This is a genomic window from Bradyrhizobium sp. WBOS08, assembly GCF_024585125.1.
Lineage (GTDB): Bacteria > Pseudomonadota > Alphaproteobacteria > Rhizobiales > Xanthobacteraceae > Bradyrhizobium > Bradyrhizobium japonicum_B.
The window spans coordinates 2,318,919-2,333,555 of record NZ_CP028988.1; the positions used below are offsets into that span (position 1 = coordinate 2,318,919).

The 14,637-nt window shown below is 62.3% G+C and carries 12 protein-coding genes; 6 read left to right on the forward strand and 6 right to left on the reverse strand.

Annotation, left to right across the window (positions count from 1 at the left end; translation table 11 throughout):
* Positions 1–208: 208 nt before the first annotated feature.
* A complete protein-coding gene (locus DCM80_RS11130) occupies positions 209–670 on the reverse strand; it encodes a response regulator (protein WP_373569413.1) in 462 nt (153 codons plus the stop codon).
* A gap of 445 nt (positions 671–1,115) precedes the next feature.
* Here DCM80_RS11130 and DCM80_RS11135 point away from each other — a divergent pair, with 445 nt between their 5' ends.
* The 4 genes from DCM80_RS11135 to DCM80_RS11150 all read left to right on the forward strand — a co-directional run bounded on the left by DCM80_RS11135 (position 1,116) and on the right by DCM80_RS11150 (position 3,587).
* Positions 1,116–1,826 carry a Crp/Fnr family transcriptional regulator gene (locus DCM80_RS11135; RefSeq protein ID WP_257196992.1) on the forward strand — a complete coding sequence of 237 codons (711 nt, stop codon included), beginning with the start codon at positions 1,116–1,118 and terminating at the stop codon, positions 1,824–1,826.
* Positions 1,827–2,011: 185 nt separating this feature from the next.
* Complete coding sequence (locus DCM80_RS11140; protein WP_257197929.1) at positions 2,012–2,710, forward strand: Crp/Fnr family transcriptional regulator; 699 nt, start codon at positions 2,012–2,014, stop codon at positions 2,708–2,710.
* A 153-nt stretch (positions 2,711–2,863) separates the two neighbouring features.
* Positions 2,864–3,238: an Hpt domain-containing protein gene (locus DCM80_RS11145; RefSeq protein ID WP_257196993.1), complete on the forward strand. Its 375-nt coding sequence runs from the start codon at positions 2,864–2,866 to the stop codon at positions 3,236–3,238.
* A 100-nt stretch (positions 3,239–3,338) separates the two neighbouring features.
* On the forward strand, positions 3,339–3,587 hold the full coding sequence (locus DCM80_RS11150) for a hypothetical protein (protein ID WP_028133218.1): 249 nt from the start codon (positions 3,339–3,341) through the stop codon (positions 3,585–3,587).
* A 44-nt stretch (positions 3,588–3,631) separates the two neighbouring features.
* Here the strand turns inward: DCM80_RS11150 and DCM80_RS11155 are convergent, their stop codons facing one another.
* Positions 3,632–4,255 (reverse strand): LuxR family transcriptional regulator, encoded by a 624-nt coding sequence (locus tag DCM80_RS11155; RefSeq protein ID WP_257196997.1) that lies wholly within the window; start codon positions 4,253–4,255, stop codon positions 3,632–3,634.
* Between the two features lie 323 nt (positions 4,256–4,578).
* Here DCM80_RS11155 and DCM80_RS11160 point away from each other — a divergent pair, with 323 nt between their 5' ends.
* Positions 4,579–5,742: a hypothetical protein gene (locus tag DCM80_RS11160; RefSeq protein WP_257196998.1), complete on the forward strand. Its 1,164-nt coding sequence runs from the start codon at positions 4,579–4,581 to the stop codon at positions 5,740–5,742.
* Between the two features lie 629 nt (positions 5,743–6,371).
* Positions 6,372–7,580 (forward strand): EAL domain-containing protein, encoded by a 1,209-nt coding sequence (locus tag DCM80_RS11165; RefSeq protein WP_257197000.1) that lies wholly within the window; start codon positions 6,372–6,374, stop codon positions 7,578–7,580.
* A gap of 16 nt (positions 7,581–7,596) precedes the next feature.
* On the opposite strand, the gene DCM80_RS11170 is transcribed toward DCM80_RS11165, so the two are convergent.
* The 4 genes from DCM80_RS11170 to hsdR all read right to left on the reverse strand — a co-directional run bounded on the left by DCM80_RS11170 (position 7,597) and on the right by hsdR (position 14,416).
* Positions 7,597–8,457 carry a DMT family transporter gene (locus tag DCM80_RS11170; protein ID WP_257197001.1) on the reverse strand — a complete coding sequence of 287 codons (861 nt, stop codon included), beginning with the start codon at positions 8,455–8,457 and terminating at the stop codon, positions 7,597–7,599.
* Between the two features lie 324 nt (positions 8,458–8,781).
* The gene (locus DCM80_RS11175) at positions 8,782–10,515 is read right to left on the reverse strand and encodes a restriction endonuclease subunit S (protein WP_257197003.1); all 1,734 of its coding nucleotides are present in this window, start codon (positions 10,513–10,515) and stop codon (positions 8,782–8,784) included.
* The gene (locus tag DCM80_RS11180) at positions 10,512–11,966 is read right to left on the reverse strand and encodes a class I SAM-dependent DNA methyltransferase (protein ID WP_257197004.1); all 1,455 of its coding nucleotides are present in this window, start codon (positions 11,964–11,966) and stop codon (positions 10,512–10,514) included. Before DCM80_RS11180 ends, DCM80_RS11175 begins: the two co-directional genes overlap by 4 nt.
* Positions 11,967–11,968: 2 nt before the next feature.
* The gene (gene hsdR, locus DCM80_RS11185; protein WP_257197005.1) at positions 11,969–14,416 is read right to left on the reverse strand and encodes an EcoAI/FtnUII family type I restriction enzme subunit R; all 2,448 of its coding nucleotides are present in this window, start codon (positions 14,414–14,416) and stop codon (positions 11,969–11,971) included.
* Positions 14,417–14,637 lie beyond the last annotated feature (221 nt).

Genomic DNA, 14,637 nt, shown 5'->3' on the forward strand with positions numbered 1-14,637 from the left:
TGACGCACCGACGACAACGACGGGGCGAAGCGCGCGGGAAAGTCCTGCTCGTGAAGGACCATAGGGCCAGCGTGCGGAACGTTGGACCGGACCGCGCGCGAGCGGCAACGCGCTCGCAGGCTCGGTTTCGCGTTGTCGCCCCGCGCTGCAGATCCGGCGTTTGAGGTAAACGAACGATTACCTCGTTGTCATGGCGGCCGGCGCCGCGCTAACCCAATCGCGCGGCCATGCCGCCGTTGGCACGATGCTCCGCCAGGCAATCGTTGATGGCGGCGAGCAGCGCGTGCGGCGTGAATGGCTTGCGCAGACAGCGTGCGGCACCGAGCTCCAGCGCCATCCGGAGGAAGTCGGGTGCAGGCGAAATCAGATCGGCGAAGGCGTAGCCGGACATCGCGATCAGCGGAACGACCGGCGCGCGCTCGTGGAAGAGCCGGATCGATTCGAACCCGCGCATGTGCGGCATGAAGATATCGACGATCATCAGGTCGACCTGTGCATGTTCGAGAGCGCGCAGTCCGGCTTCACCTCCATCGGCAATCGTCACTCGAAAATTGTTGCGCTGAAGATAGATCTCGATGGCCATGCACACCATCGGGTCGTCGTCGACGACGAGAACATGGTATCGACCCTCGGTCCTCTCGTGAGCGTCCGGCTTCGGCGTTTCAATCATTGGACCGTAGGACACGCCTTTCTCCTTTGCTTTCGATCAAGAGAGGGAATGGCCGCAAACGTCGTTGGCGGACCGAGGAGGACGGAGACGACGGAATCGAGCTGCGCGGCCATCGCGCGCCAGGGCTCAGGGCAATGTTGGACGATCGTCACGCGTTCGACGGACGGGAGGGCGCAGGTCATCAGTCGCCCGATGGCGGCACGGATGCAATGCTTCCGGCTCATGAGGCCCCCTTACCGCTTTTTCCTGCATGCCCTTGCAGGAGACGCGACCGCTCACGAGCGAATCGACGCCCTTCTCATTTCGGCCGCAAATCGGACGGCCTGTCTGCCCTGTAACGGGTATATGGACCCCGATGCAACCTTTACAATAGTTTGTGTTCGCCGCGCAACTGAACCACGAACGCCCGCAGAATTGTTCCATCGAACCCCGCCGGATTGACTGCATGACCGCAAGCGGAACTCCGCCCAATCAGCTGCTGCAATTGCTCGACCCGCCGGCTTTCGAGCTGCTGCGTCCGCATCTGGCGACGGTCGAAATGGTCAGGAAGTCTGTCTTGGGTGAAGCGGGTGCCGCGCTGAGATATGTCCACTTCCCGCATGCCGGCTCGGTCTCGATCACGGTGGGTCTGTCCGACGGTCAGACCATCGAGATTGCGATGCTCGGCCGTGACAGCGTCGTTGGCGGCGGCGCCGCGCTGGCCGACGGCATCGCGCTGTCGGACGCGGCCGTGCTGTTTCCCGGGACCGCTTCTGTGCTGGAAATTGCAGCTTTCCGGGCCGTCGCGGCAGCAAGCGCGTCGTTTCGCGAGCTGATCATGCGCCACGAGCAATTCTTGCTCGCGCATGCGCAGCAGTCGCTGCTCTGCAATACGCTGCACCCGGTCGAGGCGCGGCTCGCGCGCTGGCTCTTGCGCGCCCGCGACCTCTCCCCCGGTGAAATCCTGCCGCTGACCCAGGAGGCGCTGGCGCAGATGATCGGCGTCCGGCGCAATGCCATCTCATTGGTCGCGCATGACCTCCAGCGCGCCGGCATCATCCACTACAGCCGAGGCCACATCGAGATCCGCGACCTGCGGGCGCTGCAGGCGACGTCTTGCGAGTGCTATGCGATGGCGAAGGTCTCCCATCTCCGCCTCGTGGGAGCCGTGCCGTGACGACGGCTGAGTCCATAATTGTGTACCGGCATGAACTTCGCATCCAGGAACGATCGCCGGGGCGGACATCTTGTCCCAATTGCCAACATATCCCGAGGGGAACATGATCGAAGCTGCGGCGCCGCAGGTGGCTTTGGGCATCGCGCGGTGCAATCGGCAGGACACGGGAGGCAGCTTTGGAAACGATGGTGCGCTCGTCCAACGGTTTCCTCTCCGCACTTCCGCCAGACGATTATGAATTGATCCGCCCGCACCTGCGGACAGTCGACCTGCCCCATGACGCAGTGCTGGTCGAGAGCGGCGAGACGCTGAAGCGCGCCTATTTTCCCCACCGCGGCGTCATCTCGCTGGTGGTGAAGCTCGCCAGGGGCGAACATGTTCAGGTCGCCATGATCGGCCGCGACAGCTTGCTCGGGACGCTCTCGACCATGGGCGATGCGAGCGCGTTGAACACCGCCATCGTGCTGATGCCGGGCCTTGCGTCGGTGATGGATCTCGACCGGCTGCGGATCGCCGCCGACCAGAGCAGCACCCTGCGCACCCTGCTGACGCGCCACGGGCTGGCGGTTTATGCCCAGGTGCAGCAGACCGCGGGCTGCAATGCCGCCCATCCGGTGGAAGCGCGGCTGGCGCGCTGCCTGCTGCACACGCATGATCTGTCCGCCGATCACCGGCTGCTGCTGACCCAGGAGGCCATGGCGCAGATGATCGGGGCGCGTCGCAACAGCGTGTCGCTGGTGGCCAACACGTTGCAGCAGGCCAATTTCATCCATTACAGCCGCGGCCACATCCAGATCCTCAACCTCGACGGCCTGCGCCAGACGGCCTGCGAATGCTACGCCACCGTGAAGGCGCAGTACGACCGGCTGCTCGGCGCGCGCTGACCGCGGCCGCATGGTGAACCGTCGGCTAATGCCGGCCTGCAAACACCTCAGGTCCTGCTACCGGAACTGAAATCGGCGTGCGGTAGACACGGGGGGCCGCTCGCGCCGGCACGTGCCGCGCGGCAAACGACCCGTGATCAAAGCTGCAAGACGATGTTAGACGTCACCGTCGCGCCCGCGCAGAAGGCGCTTGATGCCGAGCCTGCGCGCGAGGGGCGCGCATACGAAGCGCTGGTGCGCGAGATCGGCGAGGACGGCGCCCGCGAGGTGCGCGAGGTATTCTGGAGCGAGACCTCCGCGCGCCTGCAGCAATTCCGGACGCTTGCGCTCGCCCAGCACCATGGCAGGATCGCGCGCGAAGCGCATTCGCTCAAGAGCGCGGCCGGAACGTTCGGCTATGTCAGGCTGGCGGCGCTGGCGCTGACGCTGGAGAAGACCGCGGAGAGACTCGGCGATGTCGAATTCGGCGATCTCCTGGACCTGATGGATGCGGCTTACGCCGCCGCGCGCGCGCAGGAGCCGCGCTGACCACCCGCGCGTGCATTCCCGCCGTACTTCTACGGCTTGGGATATTTAGAGATGGCTAATCATAGGTGGCGATAGTCGCGGCAAACCAGGAGGGTTGTCCATGTTCACCTTTGAGACTGCGGACCAGAAAGAGGTTCGCCGCTTCCGCATCGCACAGTTCAACGGCCGGATGGCCACGGTGAAGGCTGGCGACTCGACGGTGACGGGCTTCGTGCGTTCGGTGCTGGAGCAGGAATCGAGCATGCCGCCCCGCTGGACCATCACGATCATTCCGAACGGGCCGAAGGAAGAGATCAAGCCGCTGCGTCCCGCCTCGCGCGCACGCCCCTTCGCAGAAGACTATTTCTGAGCGCGACCGGATTTCGCCGAGCCCGGGCCGCCACCGGCGGCCCCTCAGTCGATCGAATGCAGCAGTGCCGCGCGGACCAGGTCCGCGGTGTTGCGCGCACCGAGCTTGCGCATCGCCTCGGCACGATGGCTCTCGAAGGTGCGCGGACTGATCTGCATCCGAAGCGCACCCTGCTTGTTCGAGTATCCTTCGCTGATCAGCCTCAGCACCTCGCGCTCGCGCTTGGTGAGGCGCTTCTGGCCCGACAGGCCGAGGAACTCGGCGCTCGGCACGCGCGGGTTCTGCTGTGTGCGCAGGGCCTTCGTGTCCGTGTCCGCGGCGCTGGACGGGACCGGCAGGCCGCCCTTGTCGGGGCCGGCAAGCTGCTTGACCAGGGCGCAGACGCGCTCGGTCTGTGCCAGCGCATTCTCGACCACCCGCTGCAAATAGGCTCGGTCGCCGGTCGCCGGCGCGAGTTGATCGCTGTGATGCTTGATCTCGCCCATATAGAGCAGCAGCGCAGTCAGGGGGCCGTTGAGCTCGCGGGCGATGGCCGCAGCCATTTCGTCGGCTGCCTTGGCCCGGGCGGCGCCGAGGCGGACCAAATCGAGCTCTTCGGTTGGAGCGGCGCTGTTGTCGTACCATTCCGACGGCCGCGAATCGGTGGCCGTATCATTCTGTGACCCCATGTCACTCGTTTACCGGAACCGGGGGCGGCCTGTGGTTAACTTTTTGCTCCGTAAGACTACGGTGATTTCGGCGGCTTTGCGCTAAAATGGCGGCATCGGCACAATTTGTGCTTGCGCGAGGCCGCGGCCGCCCCCGCGAAGGTTGAATTCAGCCGGAATCGGACAGCAGGCGGGCCCTGATCGCCCCGTCCGGCCGCGCTCCCCCCGGATTTTACGGAATAATTAACGGCGACTTGCTTCTCTTGGCGAGATTGAGAGCGCGCAAATGCCTCCCACGCATTGACCTGCACGCCTGCGGGAAACGCTGCGAAAGATTGCGTGCCATGAACGAGATCGATCGGCTGTCGGAATTCTTGCAGCGGCTGACGCCGCTGTCTCGCAGCTGTCTGCTCAGCGAGCTCGAGCGGCTCGAGCTGTGCGGCATCGACATGCCGGGTTCGAGCGAGATCCAGTCCCGCTTGCGCGCCGAATTTCGCAAGGACGGATCGACCCAGGCGCGCGCCACCAGCCCTTCGCGCTATTTCTTCGCGCCGCTCGAGCTGCTGCTGATCGACGGCGCGCCCGAGCACGCCAACATGGGACGGATCTCGCGCAACACCCTCACTCCGATCTGGGAGTGGATCTGCCGCGACCTGCTGCCGACCATGGCGCGCGACTACATCAAGGCGATCAACGACCAGATCGCCGTGAACAACCAGAAGGAGGTCCTGAAGGTCGCCTCGACCTTCCAGACCAAGGTCGTCAAGGTTCTCGAGAGCACCTTCGCATCAGTGGACAGCACCGAGTTCGCGCGCGGCAAGCTCGCGCAATACACCGCCTCGCGCAGCGCCTTCGACGACGTCAGGAAGATGCTGCATGTGCTGCGCGCCGGCGATGCGCTGCCGAAGTTCAACGAGAAGCTGCCCGAAAAAATCACGAAGTTCGACGACGGCCAGGTGGTTCAGATCACCGCACAGCTCGACGCCTTCAAGAAGGCCCACCCCGAAGCCCTGCCCTTCGCGCTGGCGCTGGTGGCGAGGCGCCTGACGACGTCCTGGCAATTGGTGCGGCTCGCCACCAAGGCTGCCGCAAGCAAGAGCGCCAGTGATGTCGCCGCCACGCCCTATGCCTGCGTCGTCCACATGGTGCTCGACCGGCTCGACGACAAGCGCCTCGCGCTTCGTGTCGCGCTCCGGCACAATCGGGTGCTGATCGCCCGCGATCTGCTCGCCGATATCTACGACACCGAATATGCGCTCAAGGTGCGCATCGACGGCATCGAGAACTGCGAATGGGGCGTCCGCCTTCAGCAATTGATGGACGCGATTGCGACCCTGGTGTCGGCCGAGGTGAGCCGCTTCCCGTCCAATGTCGGCCACATCCTCGGATCGCGTCGATTGCGGAGCCACGACACGCTCTCGGGCAAGCTGACTTACCTCGCCTGGAAGGGGCGCGACGTGGTGCACGACGGCGCCGCGGCGTTTCGCAAATTGATCGGGCAGAGCTGACCTGGCGCCTAATGCGCGCGCGGCAGGCACAGGAAGCGGTCGAGGAATCGCCCTGACATCACGATTCTGAACCACCAGTACATCATTCGCCGTGTCGTCATGGTCGTAATCCTCGACAGTCCACCACCGGCTGCGCGGAGCAATAGCGCAAGTGCGGCAATCCACGTGTAATGCGCTTCACATTCGTGGCCGCAGGCGCAGCCGCGATGTCGCAGAACCATCGCGAGCGTCAGCAAAAACATGCCCGCCCCGCGCGCATGCGGGTCGTTCGGCTTGCCTGTCGCTCGCCCCAATGCACGCGGCTGCATCGGGCGCAGTCCGAACGAGCGGCTGCGATTCATCCTCGGATGTGTCGATGGTGCCTCGAAAGGGCACACCGCCTCGCCGCCGCCTGCGTCCGTCGACGAACAGACGTTCCCGGTATCGCGTGCGGGCGATTCTGCGAGCGCTGACAGTCGTTGCGCGTGCGGTGCTGAGGTATGCGAACGCTTTTCGAACAGATTGTCGAGAGATTAGCTCGAATTGCAGGGTTTAACGTTACTCAGATAATTCAACAACGATGTGAAGCTCTCCTTATTTGAACCCACGCTCGCCGTTTAAGAAACCGTCACGGAACGGGAGTGGTGTAGATGAACGATGGGATGGTTGAACTCGTCGGCCGAAGGCCTGTGACCTTCGGGCGACGAAAGGTGACGCCGCGGGCCTGCGTGGCCGACAGCAAGCGTCACTTGCGCGCCTTCCTCAGCGAAGTGCTCGAGGATCTCGGCTTCGTCACCAGCGAATGCGCCAGTGCGGACGAATTGCAGACCGTGCTCGCCAGCGAATTGCCGGATCTGATCCTGCTCGGCGTCGCCACCGACGGCATCGAGCCGGGACGGTTTCTGGAGATATTGGTGCGTGAGGCCTTCGCCGGAAAAGTTCTGGCGGTCGGCGCGCGCGAATCGATCATCGTCAGGGCCGTGCGGCAGGTCGGCGAGGAATATGGCCTTGCCATGCTGCCGCCGCTGACCACGCCCTTTGCCGCCGAGACGCTGCGCGAGCGCGTGGCGATGCTGCTGCCGGAGGAGCCGGCGCCAAGCCCGGCGGTCCATGTCGGCGAAGCGCTGCATGCCGGCTGGCTGGAGCTGTGGTACCAGTCCAAGATCGACGCGCGCACGCTGGTCCGCAGCGGCGCCGAGGCGCTGGTGCGGATGCGGCATCCGACCTGGGGCGTCGTGCCGCCGGCCTATTTCATTCCGGAGCCGCACGATCCGCATCTGCGCGACCTGTCGGAGTTCGTGATCGACCGCGCCATGCAGGACTGGCACTATCTGCTGGAGCAACAGAGCCCGGTCGATCTGTCGATCAACCTTCCCGCCTCCTATCTCAGGGAGCCGCAGGCGGTGCGCGATCTCTGCCGCCGCGTGCCGACGCATCCGGCTTTCGGCGGCCTGACCGTCGAGATCGACAGCGAGGAGGCGATCCGCGACCTCGATCTTCTCACCGAGGTCGCGCGCGAGGTCGGCCTGCACAATATCGGCCTGTCGATCGACAATCTCGGCGCCAACTGGCCGGCGCTGATGGAGCTGGAGCGGATTCCCTTCGTCAAGCTGAAGGCCGACCGCCAGTTCGTCACCGGCAGCGGCAACGACCGGCTCAAGCGCACGGTGTGCCGTCACATCGTCGAGCTCGCGAAGGGTTATGGCGCGCGCGCGGTGGCGCAAGGTGTCGAGAGCCGCGCCGACCTCGTCGTCGCCAACGAGCTCGGCTTCGACCTCGTGCAGGGCTTCCTGTTCGGCAAGCCGATGCCGCTGAAGAAGTTCGCACGCTCGGCGCTGACGAAAACGGTGATAGAGTAGCCGTGAGGCCCAACCCTCACGCAAACCGCCGCGCGAAGAAGACGCAGGCGACCACGAGCATGGTCGCGGCGATCATGCTCCAGGCGACGGGCTCGTGCAGCAGCAGTCCTGCGAGCGCGAGGCCGAAGAACGGCTGGAGCTGCTGCAGCTGGCCGACGCGTGCGATGCCGCCGAGCGCGAGGCCGCGATACCAGAAGATGAAGCCGACGAACATGCTGAAGATCGAGACGTAAGCGAGCCCGATCCAGGCCGGCACGCCGACGCCGCTCCAGGATGGAGGCCAGGTCAGGATCGCGACCGGCACCATCAGCGGCAGCGCCAGCAGCAGCGCCCAGGAGATCACCTGCCAGCCGCCGAGCCGGCGCGACAATGCCGCGCCTTCGGCATAGCCGAGGCCGCACAGCACGATTGCGGCGACCATCAGGAGATCGCCGATCAGCGAGGCCGATCCGTCGCCGGACAGGGCGAAGCCCACCACTGTCGCGCTGCCGAGGCCAGCGAACAGCCAGAACGGCGGCTGCGGCCGCTCGCCGCCGCGCAGCACGGCGAAGATCGCCGTCGACAACGGCAGCAGGCCGATGAAGACGATCGAATGCGCGGACGTGATGTGCTGGAGCGCGAGCGCGGTCAGCAGGGGAAAGCCGACCACGACGCCGACGGCGACGATGGCGAGGGACGCGAGATCGCCCCGCTGCGGCCGGGCCTGACGGAGCAGGCCGAGCACGGCGACAGCGATCAGCGCGGCGATCACGGCGCGCATCGACGTCAGGAACAGCGCGGAGAAGCCGCCGACCGCGACACGCGTCGCCGGCAAGGAGCCGCTGAAGATGATGACGCCGAGAAGTCCGTTGCCCCAGCCGCTGGCGGAAGAGTGCATGTTGGTCTCGCTTGGTGGGGGCCGCGGATCGGGTGCAGCGGCGGTTGAACGCGTCGCGTGATGGCATGGAACAACAAAAGTGCGAAAACAACCCCATGCACAGTAGACGGGGGTTGCAAGATCAATGGGTTAGGTGGCGCCCGGAATTGGGTGGGGTGCTACGCGAGATTCCCGCGTGGAGCGACGGTTTCAATGACGAAGTCCGGGTTGTTGGCACCGCCGATCGGCTTTCAGTCACTATTCCCGTTGTCGACTGCGGGCGATGCCAGCCGCGCGTGGCGGCGCGCCATTTGCGTCGTCGGGCAAAACAGTGGCATATTGCCATCATTCCGCCGCTTGCAACTCGCGATCCTCAGTCGGGGCCAACGCTTCGGCGAACAGCGCATCGAGAAGGCGGCGGCGAGTGGCGGCAGCTGAGATGAGATTCGCTTCCAGCCGGTCACACAGCGCCATCAGCGCATCAACCTTGGCAACGATGCGGTGTTGTTCGGCAAGAGGCGGAAGGGGTGCTATGAAGTTTCGGAGTGGCCGAAGCGCGATGGTCGGTTGCGCGGTGCCCGTTGTGCTGCGCTTAGCCTGATCGTAGATGAACGGAGACGCAAGCAAGGCCATAAGGAAGCGTAAGCTCATCGCGGCGGCAGGCTTTAAGATCGCTATGTGTCGTTGAACACAGAAGTCGCGTTCCGTATCAACGAGAGCCGGCCGACCGTAGGTCGCGCCCACAACTGTATAAAGGATGTCACCTTTGGCTGGCGTTCGATAGGGTGCGAGCGATTTGAAGTAGGTTTCCGGTACCAATCGACAGTCGGTAAAATCCAGTTGCCCGGTTGTGACATTACCGATTGTTAGGAAAGCTACACCTTTATCAGCTTTAGGCGGCGGTTGATGATCGCCATCAGTGATGACCTTGAATAAGGCGCACAGGCGGGTCCACTGCCAGCCGTTTGGGACTGAGAATGGCAGATCAGCATCTGAGATTGGCTCGACTTGTGTTTGCCCAATTCTATTGGCTTTGCCGTAGGCAGTAATCTCGCCCGCAACTCGCTTTAACAGTTGCGCCGCCGGTTCGTCATTCGGGTCTTGCCGCACGAGTCTGCCCCGCACAGCGAGGTTGAGGATGGCTTGGCGAAGCTGCTTGATCTGGTCGGGGCGAGTAGTGAGCGCGGGCAGCGCGTCGAGCGCGAAGCGGGCGGCGGCCTGGAAAGTTTCAGAATCGGGCGCATTGAGACGGTTGAGGCTCGCCAACGCCAATCGGTCGCGCGCCGCCTCGCGTGCTTGCCGCGCAGCCTCAAGGCGATCGCACAACGCCATCAACTCGTCGACCTTAGCGACGATGCGGTGTTGCTCAGCGAGGGGCGGGAGGGGAACCACTTGATTGATCGCCATTTGCGCCGTGAGTTCGACCTGATTGGTTGAACCGGCGGCACGGTCTTCAATTAATGCGTAAACGTGATCTGATCGAAGCCAGGTGCGGATGTACTCAGGGTCACATTCCAAGCACCGAACTACGGTCACGTGGCTATCACAAACAAGCTTATCGGGAGGATCCACGAGCCGAACGACGCGACCTATCGTTCCCGTCCCGGTCGAGTTCCAAAGCAGATCGCCGCTGCGAAGAAAGCGCACTTGCTCGTAATCAGCCAGGGAATCCAATGTCACTTGCTTCGCGACTGCCAGATCGAGCCCGCGCCATTGGACACACCTTTGAGACACGACAAGAGCGCCATCGGAGGTTGCGTACTTGGGAGATTTTCCGCGCTGAATATACGAGGCTATTGCCCCTAGCCTCGTCCAACACCAAGAGGACGGGATGGCGAAATCGGCGTCCTCGCCGATGGGCAGAAGCGGCTTCTGCTTGTCCATCTCGCCAACCTTGACCAAACGCTGCTTCTCCGCCGCAATCCGCTTCAACAATTCCGACGCCGGTTCGTCGCGCACATCTTGGGTGACCAGTTTGCCGCGCACGGCCAGATCGAGAATGAAACGACGTAGGCGAGCGACCGCGTCGGGCGCATCGGCGACTTGTTCGTATTGCGCCAGGAGACGTTCTGCATTCATCGGGCAAGCGCCTCGGCGAGAATCGCCCGTAACTGATCGCGCAGGTCCGCCGTCTCTGCCTCGGCAGTGACCAAATCCGCGAGGAGCGTCTTCGGATCGCCGTGTTCGTCGGCCACGGCGTGAGGGTTCTTGATGTCCAGATTATAGCCGCGCGCCTTGATCTCCTCGGCGGTGACGCGCCAAGCCTGCGGGGACTCCTTGCGCCCCTTGCGCTCCTTACCGCCCCACCATTCGATGCACCCCAGAAAATGCTCCGTCCGGATCGGTTTAGTCATCGAATAGGCTTTCTGACCTTCGGGCACCCGGTGTTCATAGAACCAGATTTCCTTGGTCGGAGTTCCCTTCTCAAAGAACAGAAGGTTGGTGCCGATCGACGCGTAGGGTTTAAACACGGAATTCGGCAAACGGACGATAGTGTGGAGATTGCACTCCTCCATCAGGTGTTCTTTGAGCCGTGTCTTGACCCCCTCGCCGAATAGCGTGCCGTCGGGCAACACCACAGCGGCGCGACCATCTGCCTTGAGCAAGCGCACGATCAGGGCGAGGAAGAGGTCGGCCGTCTCCTTAGTGCGGAAGGTCGGAAAATTGTTTTCAATGCCGTCTTCCTCGCGACCGCCGAATGGCGGATTAGTCAGCACGATATCGACGCGATCATCCTTGCTCCACGAAATCAGTGGCCGGGCCAAAGTGTTGTCGTGACGCACGAAGCTCGGATCCTCGATGCCGTGCAACAGCATGTTGGTGACGCAGAGCATGTGCGGAAGCTGCTTCTTCTCGACTGCCCGCAAGGCCCCCTGCATCTTTTCGCGCTGCTTGGGCGTTTTGACGTAGTTCTTTTCCATGTGGCGGATGGCGCAGGTCAGAAAGCCGCCGGTGCCGCACGCGGGATCGAACAGGATTTCGCCGGGATGCGGGTCGATGCGATCGGCCATGAAGGCGGTGACGGCACGGGGCGTGTAATATTCGCCGGCGTTGCCTGCCGACTGCAGGTCGTTCAGGATCTGCTCGTAGATGTCGCCGAAATGCTGCCTTTCAGTTAGGTTGTTGAAATCGACATCGTTGATCTTGTTAACGACCTGCCGCATGAGCTGGCCGGATTTCATGTAGTTGTAAGCGTCTTCGAAAACGTCCTTGACCACGCGACGGCGGTCACCAGACTTGCTGGAGACTGCGAGGCCCTTCAGGGCCGGGAACATGTCTCCATTTACAAACGCGAGCAGCTCTTCACCGGTAATGCCTTCCGGATTCGCTGCCCAGGACCGCCACTGGTATTTTCTCGGGATCGGCGAGCGGTAGTTGTCCTGAGTGACTTCGAGTTCCTGGTCCTGATCGTCGATGATCTTGAGGAAAAACATCCAGCACAATTGGCTGATGCGTTGGGCATCGCCGTCAACGCCAGCATCTTGGCGCATGATGTCCTGGATGGATTTTACGGTGTTGCGGACGGACATGATCAGACGACTTCCAGATAGAGAGAGGATTGCAGCTCGTGCACGGCGCGCTCGAACCCGCGACGATCGCCGAATGCCTTGATCAGCTCGAACGGGGTGCCGAGCGTGCTGAGCGGTGGAATACGCAGGATATTGGCGTCGTCAAGGTTGAGAACGCCCTCATCGGCGTATTTCGTCAAAAGTGCATCGAGAACCGCCCGAGCCTGCGCGCCGTATTTGCTGAAGACGTCGCGCTTCTTCACGTTGTCGGCTCGTTCTCGGCGCGTCAGCGGCTTCCTGTCGAACGCGATGTGGCAGATCAGATCGAAGGGATCAAGATTCTTGCCGAGTTCCTCGGCAACGATGTCGAGCACCAAACCTTCAGCTTCGAGTTCTTCGACGATCGCTTGCTTGCGTTCGGCCGTTTTCCAGCGCTTGAGGAAATCATCGAGGCTTGCATAGCGTTTCTTCAGAGCCGCCTTGGTGAAATCACGCAAGGATTCGGTGACAAGCTTACCGCTCTCGTCGAGATATTCGACGCGCTCAGCTATGATGCGAGCGCCCACGCCATCAACAAAGATCTTCCGCGCACGATCGCCGGGCGGGGTTGGTAACACTGGCTGGTCGATGATGGTCTCTTCGTCGCCATCCATGCCGTAGGGCGATTGATCATTCTCGCCGAGGTCGGCGGGGCCGTCGTCAGGCGGCGCGATTGGGTCACCCTCGCCAGGCTCATAGATCTGCACCGGCTCGCCATCGAAGTCCGGATCGGCAAAGTGATCGGTCGCGCCGCGAAAATCGATCAGTGTGAAATAGAACTTCTTGGTATCTTCGTGGACGCGGGTGCCGCGACCGACAATCTGCTTAAACTCAGTCATTGAGCCAACCGCACGGTCGAGCACGATCAACCGGCAAGTCTGCGCATCGACGCCGGTCGAGAGAAGGCGCGAGGTTGTGACCAAGACGGGATATTTCGATTCCGGATCGATGAAATTGCCGAGCTGATCCTGACCTTCCTTGTCGCTTCCGGTGATCCGCATGACGTACCGCTGATTTTCGGCAACGAGATCAGCGTTCTCGTTGACGAGCGCCTGACGCATCCGGGCCGCATGCTCCTCATCGACGCAGAAGACGATCGTTTTCTGAAAGCGGTCGCCGCTTTCCTTTAGAAATTCTGTTACCTTTCGTGCCGTCAGCAGAGTGCGATCATCGAGCACGATATTTCGGTCGAAATCCTTGGCATTGTAGATGCGGTCCTCGACTTCGTTGCCCTCGCGGTCGAGCTGTCCCAACTCGGGGCGGTAGCCCTCCACATCGCGATCGATGTGGACCTTGACGACCTTGTAGGGGGCAAGAAAGCCATCGCTGATCCCTTGCTTCAGCGAGTAAGTGAAGACCGGCGGGCCAAAGTAATTTGTATTCGAAACGTAGGCCGTTTCCTTGGGCGTTGCGGTAAGACCGATCTGCGTTGCACCCGTGAAATGGTCGAGAATTTCGCGCCAGGCCGAATCTTCGGCCGCGCTGCCGCGGTGACACTCGTCAATCACGATCAGGTCGAAGAAGCCGGGCGAGAATTCGCGATAGAGTTTCTGACGCTCTTCCGGGCCGGTGATTGCCTGATAGAGCCCGAGATAAATCTCGAAGGCAGTGTCAATGCGCCGCTTCTTGTCGAGTGCAAGCGGCAGGTCTTCTTTCGTGCCGTCCTGCCTCTCGATCGTCTTGGCGTTGGTCGAAAGCTTCGCCATTGCAGGGCCAAATGGCCGAAAGTCATTCACCATCGTCTGGTCGATCAGCACATTGCGATCCGCAAGGAACAGAATGCGCTTCTTGCGCCCGGCCTTCCACAGCCGCCAGATAATCTGAAACGCGGTGTACGTCTTCCCGGTGCCGGTTGCCATGACCAGCAGCACACGGTCGCGGCCCTTGGCGATTGCCTCGATCGCAGCGTTGACTGCGTTCACCTGATAATAGCGTGGCGACTTGCCGCTGCCGTCGTCGAAATAGTCCTGAAGCACGATTTGTTCGGCTTCTGCATCAAGGCCCTTCCAGGCGCGGTAACGCGCCCACAAATCGGCCGGCGATGGGAAAGCATCGAGGCCAAGATCAACCTCGACCGGGGTGCTCTGGCCGGTCCGATCGTGGAAGACGAAGCCATCGCCGTTCGAGGAAAACACGAACGGGATATCCAGAGTCGCCGCGTAATCGAGACCTTGCTGGATACCGTGGCCGACGCTGTGATTGTTGTCTTTGGCCTCGATAAGGGCGATCGGGATATTAGGTTTGAAATAGAGGATATAGTCTGCACGCTTGGCTCGGCCGCGCGTGACTAGTTTGCCGCGCACGATAATCCGGCCCTTAGTGAAGCTGACCTCCTCGCGGATTTGCAGCATCTCATCCCAGCCGGCCTCGCGCAGGGCCGGGGTGATGAACTTGGTGCAAATGTCGCGCTCGCTTAGCCCCCGTTTATCCATCCCCCTGGCAGATCCCCCACGTCCGGCATTCCAAGCAATGCGTGCACGAACCTGTTTTACATATTGTCGATTGTAACCGGGACTGCGGCTCGCATCCAGTGCAACGCCGCGGCCCGAGCATTGATGCGGCTAAAGGATTAGTTGCCGAATGCCCGCATGGCGGTTGAACGCCTCGCGTCCTGCCATGAAACAACAAGGGTGCGAAAACAACCCTAACGATC

Coding starts and splice junctions, on each gene's coding strand:
- DCM80_RS11160 (WP_257196998.1), top strand. CDS start 4,579: ATGAACGAGATCGATCGGCTGTCGGAATTCTTGCAGCGGCTGACGCCG.
- DCM80_RS11145 (WP_257196993.1), top strand. CDS start 2,864: ATGTTAGACGTCACCGTCGCGCCCGCGCAGAAGGCGCTTGATGCCGAG.
- DCM80_RS11165 (WP_257197000.1), top strand. CDS start 6,372: ATGAACGATGGGATGGTTGAACTCGTCGGCCGAAGGCCTGTGACCTTC.
- hsdR (WP_257197005.1), bottom strand. CDS start 14,416: ATGGATAAACGGGGGCTAAGCGAGCGCGACATTTGCACCAAGTTCATC.
- DCM80_RS11155 (WP_257196997.1), bottom strand. CDS start 4,255: ATGGGGTCACAGAATGATACGGCCACCGATTCGCGGCCGTCGGAATGG.
- DCM80_RS11170 (WP_257197001.1), bottom strand. CDS start 8,457: ATGCACTCTTCCGCCAGCGGCTGGGGCAACGGACTTCTCGGCGTCATC.
- DCM80_RS11175 (WP_257197003.1), bottom strand. CDS start 10,515: ATGAATGCAGAACGTCTCCTGGCGCAATACGAACAAGTCGCCGATGCG.
- DCM80_RS11135 (WP_257196992.1), top strand. CDS start 1,116: ATGACCGCAAGCGGAACTCCGCCCAATCAGCTGCTGCAATTGCTCGAC.
- DCM80_RS11130 (WP_373569413.1), bottom strand. CDS start 670: ATGATTGAAACGCCGAAGCCGGACGCTCACGAGAGGACCGAGGGTCGA.
- DCM80_RS11140 (WP_257197929.1), top strand. CDS start 2,012: ATGGTGCGCTCGTCCAACGGTTTCCTCTCCGCACTTCCGCCAGACGAT.
- DCM80_RS11150 (WP_028133218.1), top strand. CDS start 3,339: ATGTTCACCTTTGAGACTGCGGACCAGAAAGAGGTTCGCCGCTTCCGC.
- DCM80_RS11180 (WP_257197004.1), bottom strand. CDS start 11,966: ATGTCCGTCCGCAACACCGTAAAATCCATCCAGGACATCATGCGCCAA.